This is a genomic window from Amycolatopsis ponsaeliensis (assembly GCF_030182635.1).
Classification (GTDB): domain Bacteria; phylum Actinomycetota; class Actinomycetes; order Mycobacteriales; family Pseudonocardiaceae; genus Amycolatopsis; species Amycolatopsis ponsaeliensis.
In genome coordinates this window covers 158,651-170,674 of record NZ_JAPZLD010000008.1, presented here as the reverse complement: position 1 = coordinate 170,674, position 12,024 = coordinate 158,651, and the positions used below count along the sequence as shown (strand labels likewise).

The window sequence follows — 12,024 nt, the reverse complement described above, 5'->3', positions numbered from 1 at the left end:
CCCTTCCCGGCCTGAGCCGGGTTAGCCTCGGATCATGGCCAAGGAGAACGTGCTCGGGGAGTTCCTCCGGGCCCGCCGTGAACAGGTGGGACCGGCGGAGCTGGGCCTGCCCGCGGGCGGGTCGCGCCGGGTCGCCGGGCTGCGCCGCGAGGAGGTCGCGGTGCTGGCCGGTGTCAGCACCGACTACTACATCCGGCTCGAGCAGGGCCGGGAGCGGAATCCCTCGCCGCAGGTCCTCGACGCGCTGGCTCACGGGCTGGCCCTCGACGAGGACGCCACCGCCCACCTGCACCGGCTGGCCCAGCCGGCTCCGAGACGCCGGCGCGCGCGGCGGGAGCAGGTCAGCCCGAACCTCCTGCGGCTGATGGACGGCTGGCCGGACACGCCCGCGCTGGTGCTCGGCCGCTGCCTCGAGGTGCTCGCGCACAACGCGCTGGGCGAGGCGCTGTTCGGCGGCCACACCCACAGCGGTGACCTCGTCCGGCTGGTGTTCCTCGACCCGGACGCGCGCGAGTTCTATCCGGACTGGGAGCGCGTCGCGGTCAACACCGTCGGCGGCCTGCGCGTGGCCGCGGGCCTCGATCCGGACGATCCCCGGCTGATCGAGACGGTCGGCGAGCTGTCGGTCAAGAGCGCGGACTTCCGCCGGTTGTGGGCGCGTCACGACATCCGGCAGAAGACGCACGAGACCAAGCGGTTCCACCACTGCCTGGTCGGCGAGCTCGTGCTGAGCTACGAGGCGCTGACCGTGAACGGCGCGCCCGGCCAGCAGCTGGTCGTCTACCAGGCCGAGCCCGGCAGCCCGTCGGAAGCCGGGCTCGGCCTGCTCGGCAGCCTCGCCGCGAGCTAGAAAACCCTTTCTGTCATTTCCGCCAAGGACGGAGTACTTCGTCATGCCCGAAAACTGGTTCATCACCGGCTGTTCGACCGGCCTCGGCCGCGCCCTGGCCACCGCGGTGCTCGAGCGCGGGCTGCGGGCCGTCGTCACGGCCCGCGACCCCGCGCAGGTCGCCGACCTCGTCGCATCGCACGGCGACCGCGCGCTGGCCCTGCCACTCGACGTCACCGACCACGCGCAGGTCGTCGACGCGGTCAAGCGGGCCGAAGCCGCGTTCGGCCGGATCGACGTCCTGGTCAACAACGCCGGCTACGGCTACCTCGCCGCGATCGAGGAAGGCGAGGACGACGAGGTCCGGAAACTCTTCGACGCCAACGTGTTCGGCCTCGCCGACGTCACCCGCGCGGTGCTGCCCGGCATGCGGGCCCGGCGCGGCGGCCACATCGTGAACGTGTCGTCCCTCGGCGGGCTCGCCGCGTTCGGGGCCACCGGCTACTACCACGCGACGAAGTTCGCCGTGGAAGGGCTTTCCGAGTCCCTGGCCGCCGAAGTGGCGCCGCTGGGTATCAAGGTGACGATCGTCGAGCCCGCCGCGTTCCGCACCAACTGGTCCGGGCCCTCCATGCATCAATCGGCGACCCGCATCGACGACTACGCCGAGACCGCCGGTGCCCGCCGGGCCGCGACCACCGCCACCTACGGGCACCAGCCCGGCGACCCGGTCCGCGCCGCCGAGGCGATCCTGACCGCGGTCGACGCTCCCGAACCACCTCTGCGGCTGCTGCTCGGCATGGCCGCCTACGACATCGCCACGGCCCGGCTCGACACGCTCCGGTCCACCTTCGACACCTGGCGCGAGACCACCCTCGGCGCCGACTTCCCGGCCAAGGAGAATTCGTGAAGATCGTCCTCATCACCGGTGCCAGCAGCGGCATCGGCCGCGCCACCGCGCTGCGGCTGGCCCGCGAAGGCCACCACGTCGTGCTCGGTGCGCGGCGGGAAGACCGGCTGACCGCGCTGGCGAAGGAAATCCACGACGCCGGGGGCACGGCGGACGTGCGCCGCCTCGACGTCACCGACCGCGCGGAGGTCGCCGCGTTCGCCGACGCCGCCGTGGAGGCGCACGGCCGGCTCGACGTGTTCGTCGCCAACGCCGGCGTGATGCCGTTGTCGCGCCTGGATTCCCTGCTCGTCGACGAGTGGGACCGGATGCTCGACGTCAACGTCCGCGGTCTGCTCCACGGGATCGCGGCCGCGCTGCCGCACTTCAAGCGCGCAGGCGCGGGGCACTTCGTGACGATCGCCTCCACCGGCGCGCACGAGGTCGTGCCGACCGCCGCGGTCTACTGCGCGACGAAGTACGCCGCCCGGGCGATCACCGAAGGCCTGCGCCTGGAGGCCGATCCCGGCATCCGCGTCACGACGGTGTCGCCGGGCGTCGTCGAGTCCGAGCTGGCCGACACGATCACCGAACCCGGTGCGCGGGAAGCGATGCGCACGTACCGCGCGGTATCGCTCCCGCCGGACACCATCGCCGGGGCGATCTCCTACGCGATCGGCCAGCCGGAGGGAGTCGACGTCAACGAGCTGATCGTGCGGCCGACCGCGCAGCGGTGACCCTCACGACGGCAGGTGACCGACCTGCTGGGCCAGCACCATGGAGAACGCGCCGTCGGGGTCGCGTTCCCAGGTCGTCACCGAGCCGTTCGGGACATCGGTGGCGTGGGCGACGCGCAGCAGGTCGGGCTCCGGCAGTCCTTCGAGGAGGTAGCGCAGTGCGTAGATCGTCATCTCGTGCGCGGACAACAGCACCCGCTTGCCGGGGTGCTCCGCGCTCAGCTCGGTCAGCAGGGATCGCAGCCGCAGCACGACGTCCGCCCAGGACTCGCCGCCCGGGGGCCGGTAGTAGAACTTGCCCAGCCGGCGCTTGCGGCGCAGCTCGTCGGGCCAGCGCTCGCGGACGCCGTGGGAGGTCAGCAGGTCCAGGACGCCGAGCTCGCGGTCGCGCAGCCGTTCGTCCGGGACGATCCGCACGCCGGCGGGCGCGGCCAGGCGCGCTGTGTCCCAGGCCCGGCGGTAGGTCGAGGTGACCACGAGGTCCGGCGGATGCTCGGCGAAGAACTCCCCCGCGGCCTTCGCCTGGTGCCGGCCCCGGTCGGTCAGCGGGACGTCGGCGTCGCGTTCGGCGACCTCGATCACGTCCGCCCCCGCCGACTCCGCCGCCTCCCGGGCCACGTTCCCGGTGCTCTCGCCGTGGCGCAGCACGGCCACCCACTCCAAGTCGACGCTCACGCCGGGCTTGGTACCCGCGGGGACCCGCCGACGAAACCCGGGATGGTTAGGCGCGCCAAGGGCTCCCGGCTAGGGTCGGTCCATGTCGCGAAGTCTCGACGCCGAGGATCGTCTCAAGCTGCTGGAGACGATCATCGGCGCGCCCGCCGAGCACCTCGGTCTCGCCGAGCTGCTCGCCGAGACCCTGCAGCGCCTGCGCGAAGGCATGGACGTCGACACCGCGACCGTGCTGCGGTACCAGGCCAGCGGCCGCCAGCTGGTCGCCTTCGCGGCCGCCGGCATCGAAGAAGAGGTCCACCAGGGCGTCCGGGTGCCGATCGGCAGCGGTTTCGCCGGCCGGGTGGCGCTCGAACGCACTCCCGTCGTCCTCGACCACGTCGACGAAACCACCGTCGTCAACTCGCTGCTCTGGGAGCGGGGCCTGCACGCCATGCTCGGCGTGCCGATGGTCGCCGCGGGCGAGCTCGTCGGGGTGCTGCACATCGGGTGCGTCGCGCCCCGGCGGTTCTCCGAGGGCGAAGTCGGCACCCTGCAGCTGCTCGCCGACCGCCTGGCCATGGCGATCCAGGTCGAGGCGCTCGAAGAGAACCGCACCGCCACCATGGCGCTGCAGCGCAGCCTGCTGCCGAACAGCCTCCCCGACCTGCCCGGTCTCACCTTCGGCGCCCGGTACGTGCCCGGTGCGGAAAGCGGCCTCGGCGGCGACTGGTACGACCTGTTCTCGCTCCCCGGCGACCGCGTCGGCGTCGTGATGGGCGACGTCTCCGGCCACGGTCTCGAGGCCGCCGTGATCATGGGACGGCTGCGCAGCGCCCTGCGCGCGTACGCCCTCGACTGCGAGAACCCGGCCGACGTGCTCGCGAAGCTCGACCGCAAGGCCAACCACTTCGAGCACGGCGCGATGGCCACGGTCGCGTACGGGGTCGTCGAGCCGAGCCGCGAAACCCTCGCCCTGTCGCTCGCCGGTCACCTGCCGCCCGTGCAGGCCGAGCCGGGTGAACCGGGCCGGCTGCTGGATGTGCCGCCGGATCCGCCGATCGGGCTGACCATCGGGCAGCCCCGGCGGCGCACGACGGTGGTCGGCCTGACGCCGGGCAGCGTGCTCGCGTTCTACACCGACGGCCTGGTCGAGCGCCGTGACCGGCCGGTGGACGCCGGGATGAAGCTGCTGGCGGAAACCCTGCGCGCCGACGAGCCCGACCGGGTCTGCGCGCAGGTGATGGCCGAGATGATCGGCAGCCGGGCGGCCCAGGACGACGTCGCCCTGCTGGCCATCCGGCGTGAGGTCGTCCCGGCCGGCGGCTGACCCGGCCGGGACGCCGTTCAGGACGCGGTGAGCGCCGCCTCGCGGGTCGGGAACAGCGAAAGGCTCTCTTCGAGCCCGGTGAGCTGGATCGGGCGCAGGGTCGCCCGGCCGGCCGCGACGATCCGCACCACGGTGCCGGGACCGGCGTCGCGGTGGATGGTCAGCAGCGCCGTCAGGCCGGGAGAGGCGAGGAAGTCCACGCGGGTCAGGTCGATCACCAGCAACGGCGGAGCAGCCGTCAGCGCCTCCGCGGCGGCTTGGGCAAGAGCAGGTGCGGTGGTCGTGTCCACATCCCCGGCGACCTCCACGACGACCGCGTCGCCCTGCTCCAATCGGGCGATCCGGAACTCGCCGAATGGCACAGCGGTGGCCGAGCCCTCACTGTGGATGTGTTCCGTCATCGTGTTTCGTCTCCTTGCCTTCGGCGACGCCCCCGGGATTTCCGGTGGGCACGCGTGATCACGAAGGCTGTCTGCTCAACCGGTGCCAATCATGCCCGCCCGCCACGCCCACCGCCGTTTCAACACCGCGTCCCGCCTTGCGGACCCGGCACGAACAGGCAGGATGGTCGTCATGGCCGAAACGGACGAGACCGGGAACACCCTCGGTGCCGCCGCGAGCTCAGCGGGCACGGTGACGCTGGAAGACCGGGACGGCACCGCCGTGCTCCGGATCGACGGAGCCCTCGACCTCGCACTGGCGCCGAAACTGCGGCAGCTGGCCGAGCGGGCCGCGCGCCTGGCACCGGCGGTCCTCGTCATCGACCTGACCGGGGTCACCTTCCTGGCGTCGGCCGGGATGGCCGAGCTCGTGCGGGCGCACCGCGGGCGGACGGTGTCCGCGCCGCTGCGGGTGGTGGCCACCGGCCGGATCACCCTGCGGCCCTTGCAGCTGACCCGGCTGACCGACGAGCTCGTCATCTACCCGTCGTTGTCCGAGGCACTGGCCACCGGATGACCGCGCCGGGGTTCGACGAACTGCTCGGCGCCGTGCGCCGGGCGTTCGCCGGCGGCTCCGGAACCCCCGTCGCCACCGAGGTCCGCCTCCTCTCCCCGGCCGAAGCGCGCTCGGTGCTCGGCGACCACGCCGCGGTCGCCGTGACCGGCCGCGCGCTCCTGGCGGATCTGGTGCCGGGCCGGAAGATCACCGGCGCGATCGCCGTCGCCGGCGACGGGCAGGACGCACTGGTCTACACCACCGAGGAGATCGGCGGGACGCCGTCCGCCGTCGCCGCCGCGATCGACGCCGCGGCCGCCCACCTGGCGGGCGCCCTGCGCCGGCTGCGGGGCGAAGCCGTGGTGCTCGACGCGCTGCACTCGACCGGCCGCGAACTGACCGCGCAGCTCGACATCGACCGGATCGTGCAGGACGCCACCGACGCGGCCACGAAGGCGACCGGTGCCGGGTTCGGCGCGTTCTTCTACAACCTGATCGACGAGCTCGGCGAGTCCTACACGCTGTACACGATTTCGGGCGTGCCGCGCGCGGCGTTCGACCGGTTTCCCATGCCGCGCAACACCGCGGTGTTCGCGCCGACCTTCGACGGCGACGGCACCGTCCGCAGCCCCGACATCACGCGGGACCCGCGGTTCGGGAAGAACGCGCCCCACCACGGGATGCCGGCCGGGCACCTGCCCGTGTACAGCTACCTGGCCGTGCCGGCGCTCAGCCCGACCAGCGGCGAAGTGCTGGGCGGGTTCTTCTTCGGCCACTCGGAGCCGGACCGGTTCACCGCGCGGCACGAGTACCTCGCCGAGGGCATCGCCGCCTACTCGGCCATCGCGCTGGACAACGCCCGCCTGTACGAGCGCGAGCGCAACCTCGCTTCGGAGCTGTCGCGCAGCATGCTGCCGGTCGTGCCGGAGACCCCCGGCCTCGACGTGTTCACGCGGTACCTGCCCGCGGCGACCGGGAGCAAGGTGGGCGGCGACTGGTTCGACGTCATCCGGCTGCCGTCCGGCGCGACGGCGTTCGTCATCGGCGACGTCGTCGGCCACGGCGTCACGGCCGCGACCGTGATGGGCCAGGTCCGCACGGCCATCCGCTGCTACGCGCTGCTCGAACTGCACCCGTCGGAGGTGCTGCGCAACGTCTCCGCGCTGACCGGCGGGCTGTTCGGCGAAAGCTTCGTCACCTGCTTCTACGCGGTCCACCGGCCGGACGACGGCACGCTGACCTTCGCGAACGCCGGTCACCTGCCGGCGATCCTGATCCGCCCGGGCACCGCGCCGGAGGAGATCGGCGAGGCGCTGGCCGAGGTCGTCATAGCGTCGGCGCGGAGTTTCCTCAGCGCACCACCGGGTTCCCGCCCGGTGCGGACCTGGTGCTCTACACCGACGGACTGGTCGAAAGCCGCACGCGGGACCTCACCCTGGGTGTGGAATGGCTCTTGGCGGGCATCCCGGGACTGCTGGCCGCGGCCGACCTCGGCACGGCGTGGGACAAGCTCGTCGACGAGCTGACCCACGGCCGGCACGACGACGACATCGCGCTGATCCACGTGCGTCACCGCGGAGAGGACGGAGCATGACGGACCCCCTCCCCCCGGGCGCGCCCGCACCACCGGCGACGTTCCACCGGCGCATCGCCGCCGTGGCGGACCGGCTGCCGGAGCTGCGCGAAGCACTGACCGACTGGCTGGGCACGCTCGGCCTGGACGAAGAACGCCAGGAAGACGTCGTCCTGGCGGGTTACGAAGCGATGGCCAACTCCGCCGAACACGCTTACCCCGACGGCGAAGCGGGCCCCGTCGACGTCCGCGCCGAGGCGCAGAACGGGCGCTTGACGGTGACGGTCACCGACTACGGGGCCTGGCGCGCCCCGGCGGCGACGAACGGGCTGCGGGGCCGCGGCCTGCTGCTCATCGACAGCCTCGCCGACCACAGCGCCCAGGTACACCGCGAGGACGGCACGACGGTCACGATGACGTGGCTCTCCGACAGCGCGGGTTGACGACGCCGCGCCCCGCTTCCCCCTCACCCGCGATCCGAACGTCTTGAATGAGTCATTCAGGTCTTGGGAGGTCCTGAATGACTCATTCAAGACAGCGGATCCGTGCACGGCGGTGCCGGGCCCGCGCGGGTAGGCTCACGGAGCCCCGTCAACCTGGAGTGTGATGAGCGTCGGCGAGGAATCCGGCCAGCGCGCCGTCTTCCCGGGAACCAGCCAGATGGCGGCCCGGATGCGCGAGTTCGACTGGACCGCGTCCCCGCTGGGGGAACCGGCGGCGTGGCCGGTCAGCCTGACGACGGCCGTGCGGATCTGCCTCACCTCGCGCTTCCCGATGATCGTCTGGTGGGGCCCGGACCTGAGGTTCCTCTACAACGACGCCTATCTGCCGCTGCTCGGCACCAAGCACCCCGCGCTCGACAAGCCGGGCGCGCACGTCTGGGACGAGATCTGGCACATCATCGGCCCGATGCTCGAGAGCGTGATGACCACCGGCGAGGCGACCTGGTCGGAAGACCTGCTGCTGCCGATGAACCGGCACGGCTACTGGGAAGAGACCTACTGGACCTACTCCTACAGCCCGGTCCACGACGACGAAGGCGTCGTGCGGGCCGTCTTCACCGCGGTCACCGACACCACCGAGCGCGTGATCGGCGAACGGCGGCTGGCGACCCTGCGCGAGCTCGGCGCCCAGGCCGGCATCGCCCGCAGTGTCGCCGAGGCCTGCGAGCTGGTCACCGGCGTGCTCGGCCGGGCCGGTGCCGACGTCCCCTACGCCGCGATCCACATCCGTGAAGACGACGGCGAGTTCACCCTCGCGGCCGTCACCCCCGGCGGCGCCGGGCACGCGGACGGCTGGCCGCTCGGCGAGGTGCACGCCGACGGCGTTCCGCGCACCGTGTCCGACCTGACGGCCTTCGGCGAGCTGCCGTCGGGCACCTGGTCCACCCCGCCCGCCGAGGCGGTCGTCCTGCCGCTGCCCGGACACGCCGAGGCCGCCGGCGTGATCGTGCTCGCGGCGAGCGCCGGGCACGCGCTCGACGAGTCCTACCGGACGTTCCTCGGGCTGGTCGCCCAGCAGACCGCCGCACTGGTCAACGGCGCGCTCGCCTACCAGGCGCAGCAGGAGCGCGCGGAGGACCTGGCCGCGCTGGACGCCGCGAAGACCACCTTCTTCGCCAACATCAGCCACGAGTTCCGGACCCCGCTCACCCTGATCCTCGGTCCCGTCGCCGAACTGGACCGGACGCTGGGCGACGCGGACGAGCGCGTCCGCGAGGAGGTCGCCGTCATCCACCGCAACGCGCTGCGGCTGGGCCGGCTGGTGAACAACCTGCTCGACTTCTCGCGGATCGAAGCGGGCCGGATGCAGGCCAGCTTCGAACCGGTCGACCTCGCCGCGTTCACCGCGGAGCTGGCGAGCGTGTTCCGCGCCGCCGTCGAGCGGGCCGGGCTGCGGTTCGAGGTCGACTGCCCGCCGCTGGGCCGGCCGGTGCACGTCGACCGCGGGATGTGGGAGAAGGTCGTCCTCAACCTGCTGTCCAACGCGGTCAAGTACACCTTCACCGGCGAGATCCGGGTGCACACGGCCTTGCACGGCGAGCACGCCGTGATCACCGTGACCGACACCGGGATCGGGATCGACGCCGCCGAGCTGCCCCGGCTGTTCGAGCGGTTCCACCGGATCCCGTCGGCGCGGGCGCGCTCGAACGAGGGCAGCGGGATCGGCCTCGCCCTGGTGCGGGAGCTCGTCGGCATGCACGAAGGCGAGATCGCCGTGGAGAGCACGCCCGGCGCCGGCACGACGTTCCGGATCCGGCTGCCGCTGGGCACCCGCCACCTGCCGGCCGAACACCTCGCGCCGGAGCGGCCGGCGGGCGGGATCGACGCCGGGACCGCCGAGCCCTACGTGCAGGAGGCGCTGCGCTGGCTGCCGGACGGCGACTCCACCCCCGACGTCGCGCCGGTCCCGGTCACGGGTGCCCGGGTGCTGGTCGCCGACGACAACGCCGACATGCGCGACTACCTCGTCCGGCTGCTGCGCGAGGACTACGCGGTGACCGCGGTGCGCGACGGCGTCGAGGCGCTGGCCGCCGCGTCCGGCGAGCCGCCCGACCTGATCATCAGCGACGTCATGATGCCGCGGCTGGACGGCCTGGGCCTGCTCACCGAACTGCGGCGCGACCCGCGCACCGCCGCCGTGCCCGTGCTGCTGCTGTCCGCCCGCGCCGGGCAGGAGGCCGCCGTCGACGGGCTGGCCGCCGGGGCCGACGACTACCTCGTGAAGCCGTTCTCCGCGCAGGAGCTGATCGCCCGCGTCCGCACGACCATCCGGCTGGCCCGGCTGCGCACGCAGCACTCCCGGTGGCGCGCGGCGATGATCGACTCGCTGCAGGAGGGTTTCTTCGTCTGCGACGCCGACGGGCGGGTCGTGGAGCTGAACGCCGCGTGCGCCGAGCTGCTCGGCTTCGGCCCCGCCGGACTGCCGTACCCGCCGCCGCACCCGTGGTGGCCGTCCCGCGACGCCGACCCCGACGCCTACCGGCAGGTCGCCGCCGCCTTCGCCCGCGCACGGGACGAGCCCGCCGGGAGCTTCGTGCTGCCGCTGCGCCACCGGGCCGGGCACCGGGTGTGGGCCGCGATCGCCTACAACGAGCTGTACGACGACGAGGGCAGCCGCCGGCTCGTCGGCACGATCCGCGACGTCACCGCGGAGCGCTACGCCGTGCAGCGGGAAAACGCGCTCGCCGCGATGAACCAGCGCCTCGCCGGGGTCAGCGGGGTGCCGGACGCGCTGCGCACCGGGCTGGACCTGCTGTGCGAGCTGTGGCAGGCCGAACGCGTGCTCGCGGTGACCTGGCCGCACGACGGCGAGCCGGAGCTCACGTCGACCGACCCCGGCGACGGGAAGTGGACGGACCTCGCCGCGCCGCTGCGCGCGCGGCTCGACGAAGTGCGCACGCTCCCGGCGCTGCACGCGACGCCGGCGGAGGGCGGCGCCGGCGCGACCCTGGACCACCCCGGCGGCCGGCTGACGCTCTGGGTGGAGCCGGACCCGCGCCGCCCGCTCGGCACCGAGGACCGGACGTTGCTGGCGCTGCTGGCCGGGACGCTGGCGCACGCCCTGCGCCGGGCCCACCGTGACGACCGGCAGCGCGAGGTCGCGATCGCGCTGCAGCGCTCGATCCTCGGCCCGGCCCTGCTGCCGGACGGCTTCGCGGTGCGCTACGAACCGGCGAACCCGCCGCTGGAGGTCGGCGGCGACTGGTACGACGTCGTCCCCCTGTCCGGTGACCGGATCGGCATCGTCGTGGGCGATTGCGTCGGCCGGGGACTCGCCGCGGCCGCGGTGATGGGCCAGCTGCGCAGTGCCTGCCGCGCGCTGCTGCTGGAGGCGAACGGCCCTGCGCACGCCCTGACCACCCTCGACCGCTTCGCCGACCGGCTGCCGGGTGCCCTGTGCACCACCGTCTTCTGCGGGATCCTCGACCCCGCCACCGGCGCGCTCACCTACAGCAGCGCCGGCCACCCGCCGGCCACGCTGGTGCACCGCGACGGCTCGGCGGAGTTCCTCGACGCGGGCGGCAGCGTGCCGCTCGCGGTCCGCGTCCCCGCCGCGCGCCCGGAGGCCACGGCGGTCGTCCCGGTCGGCTCGCTGCTGATGCTCTACACCGACGGCCTCGTCGAACGCCGCCGAGAGTCCCTGGACGACGGCATCGACCGGGCCACCTCGGCCGCCCACGACGCGCGCGACGCCGACCTCGCCGACCTGGCGGCGACGCTGATGAGCGGGCTCCGGCCGGCGGACGGGTACGAGGACGACGTCGCGCTGCTGCTCTACCGCCGGTCGGTACCGCCGCTGGAGCTGGACTTCCCGGCGCACCCGGACAGCCTCGCCTCGACGCGCCACTGGCTGCGCGCGTGGCTGGGCACGGCGTCGCTCGGCGAGGACCTCGCGCAGGACGTGCTCGTCGCCACCGGCGAAGCCTGTGCGAACGCCGTCGAGCACGCTTACCCCGAAGACTCGGGCAACGCGCACCTCTCGGCCCGCTTCGCCGGTTCGCAGCTGGTCGTCACGGTGACCGACCAGGGCCACTGGAAGCGGCCGCCCCCGGACAACCACGTCCTGCGCGGTCGCGGGATGCCGATGATGGAAGCACTGGCCGACACGGTCGCGGTGCAGCAGGACACGACTGGCACCACCGTCACGCTGGAATGGAGAATCGGTTCGTGACCACGGCACTCACGCTGGTCGCCTCCGCGGGCGACGACGGGGACCGGATCCTGACCGTGACCGGTGAGATCGACATGGGCAACGCGGCCGAGTTCGGTGCCGCCCTGGACCGCGAGCTCGCGGCCGGGACCGCCCTGACCGTCGACCTGACCGGGGCGACCTACCTCGACAGCGCGGGGATCGCGGCCCTGTTCGACCGGGCCGCGGCCCACGACCTGCGCCTGGTCGCACCCCGGCTGCTCGAACGCGTCCTGCGGGTTTCCGGTTTCACCGAAGCCGCGAAAGTCACCATCCGCTGAAGGGTTGACCCGCTCCGTACCGGGTATGCGACGGTCAGCGACGGCCGCGGGGTGGGTTGTGCCGCCAGGTCGCCGCGAGGTGGTTTTCGGCGCCAACCCACGACGT

General features: G+C 73.2%; 11 protein-coding genes and 1 pseudogene. 10 read left to right on the top strand and 2 right to left on the bottom strand.

All coding sequences use genetic code 11. The annotated features are described in order from the left end of the window. The first annotated feature begins 34 nt into the window (after positions 1-34). Genes QQ657_RS14535 through QQ657_RS14525 form a run of 3 tightly spaced genes read left to right on the top strand, consistent with a single transcriptional unit; the run spans position 35 to position 2,455 of the window. Complete coding sequence (locus QQ657_RS14535) at positions 35-850, top strand: helix-turn-helix transcriptional regulator (protein ID WP_284742643.1); 816 nt, start codon at positions 35-37, stop codon at positions 848-850. Between the two features lie 43 nt (positions 851-893). Then, positions 894-1,739: an oxidoreductase gene (locus QQ657_RS14530; protein WP_284742642.1), complete on the top strand. Its 846-nt coding sequence runs from the start codon at positions 894-896 to the stop codon at positions 1,737-1,739. Next, positions 1,736-2,455 carry an SDR family oxidoreductase gene (locus QQ657_RS14525; RefSeq protein WP_284742641.1) on the top strand — a complete coding sequence of 240 codons (720 nt, stop codon included), beginning with the start codon at positions 1,736-1,738 and terminating at the stop codon, positions 2,453-2,455. The genes QQ657_RS14530 and QQ657_RS14525 overlap by 4 nt, the downstream gene beginning before the upstream one ends. Positions 2,456-2,458: 3 nt before the next feature. Here QQ657_RS14525 and QQ657_RS14520 read toward each other — a convergent pair whose 3' ends face one another. After that, a complete protein-coding gene (locus tag QQ657_RS14520) occupies positions 2,459-3,130 on the bottom strand; it encodes a histidine phosphatase family protein (protein ID WP_284742640.1) in 672 nt (223 codons plus the stop codon). 82 nt (positions 3,131-3,212) lie between these two features. Between QQ657_RS14520 and QQ657_RS14515 the strand changes: the two genes are divergently transcribed. After that, entirely contained in the window at positions 3,213-4,436 is a 1,224-nt protein-coding gene (locus QQ657_RS14515) for a PP2C family protein-serine/threonine phosphatase (protein ID WP_284742639.1), read from the top strand. Between the two features lie 17 nt (positions 4,437-4,453). Here QQ657_RS14515 and QQ657_RS14510 read toward each other — a convergent pair whose 3' ends face one another. After that, a complete protein-coding gene (locus tag QQ657_RS14510) occupies positions 4,454-4,837 on the bottom strand; it encodes an STAS domain-containing protein (protein WP_284742638.1) in 384 nt (127 codons plus the stop codon). Between the two features lie 172 nt (positions 4,838-5,009). Between QQ657_RS14510 and QQ657_RS14505 the strand changes: the two genes are divergently transcribed. The 6 genes and pseudogenes from QQ657_RS14505 to QQ657_RS14480 all read left to right on the top strand — a co-directional run bounded on the left by QQ657_RS14505 (position 5,010) and on the right by QQ657_RS14480 (position 11,918). Beyond that, complete coding sequence (locus QQ657_RS14505) at positions 5,010-5,393, top strand: STAS domain-containing protein (protein ID WP_284742637.1); 384 nt, start codon at positions 5,010-5,012, stop codon at positions 5,391-5,393. Beyond that, a pseudogene (locus QQ657_RS14500) lies at positions 5,390-6,610 on the top strand (PP2C family protein-serine/threonine phosphatase); the annotation flags it as partial. The gene QQ657_RS14505 and the pseudogene QQ657_RS14500, both read left to right, overlap by 4 nt. Positions 6,611-6,759: 149 nt before the next feature. After that, positions 6,760-6,966, top strand: coding sequence for a SpoIIE family protein phosphatase (locus QQ657_RS14495; RefSeq protein ID WP_284742636.1), 207 nt, complete (start codon positions 6,760-6,762; stop codon positions 6,964-6,966). Then, positions 6,963-7,388, top strand: a complete 426-nt coding sequence (locus QQ657_RS14490; protein WP_284742635.1) for an ATP-binding protein — start codon at positions 6,963-6,965, stop codon at positions 7,386-7,388. Before QQ657_RS14495 ends, QQ657_RS14490 begins: the two co-directional genes overlap by 4 nt. A gap of 163 nt (positions 7,389-7,551) precedes the next feature. Next, positions 7,552-11,619: a SpoIIE family protein phosphatase gene (locus QQ657_RS14485; RefSeq protein ID WP_284742634.1), complete on the top strand. Its 4,068-nt coding sequence runs from the start codon at positions 7,552-7,554 to the stop codon at positions 11,617-11,619. Continuing rightward, complete coding sequence (locus tag QQ657_RS14480) at positions 11,616-11,918, top strand: STAS domain-containing protein (protein ID WP_284742633.1); 303 nt, start codon at positions 11,616-11,618, stop codon at positions 11,916-11,918. Before QQ657_RS14485 ends, QQ657_RS14480 begins: the two co-directional genes overlap by 4 nt. Positions 11,919-12,024: the final 106 nt, after the last annotated feature.

Coding starts and splice junctions, on each gene's coding strand:
- QQ657_RS14515 (WP_284742639.1), top strand. CDS start 3,213: ATGTCGCGAAGTCTCGACGCCGAGGATCGTCTCAAGCTGCTGGAGACG.
- QQ657_RS14510 (WP_284742638.1), bottom strand. CDS start 4,837: ATGACGGAACACATCCACAGTGAGGGCTCGGCCACCGCTGTGCCATTC.
- QQ657_RS14505 (WP_284742637.1), top strand. CDS start 5,010: ATGGCCGAAACGGACGAGACCGGGAACACCCTCGGTGCCGCCGCGAGC.
- QQ657_RS14535 (WP_284742643.1), top strand. CDS start 35: ATGGCCAAGGAGAACGTGCTCGGGGAGTTCCTCCGGGCCCGCCGTGAA.
- QQ657_RS14490 (WP_284742635.1), top strand. CDS start 6,963: ATGACGGACCCCCTCCCCCCGGGCGCGCCCGCACCACCGGCGACGTTC.
- QQ657_RS14485 (WP_284742634.1), top strand. CDS start 7,552: ATGAGCGTCGGCGAGGAATCCGGCCAGCGCGCCGTCTTCCCGGGAACC.
- QQ657_RS14530 (WP_284742642.1), top strand. CDS start 894: ATGCCCGAAAACTGGTTCATCACCGGCTGTTCGACCGGCCTCGGCCGC.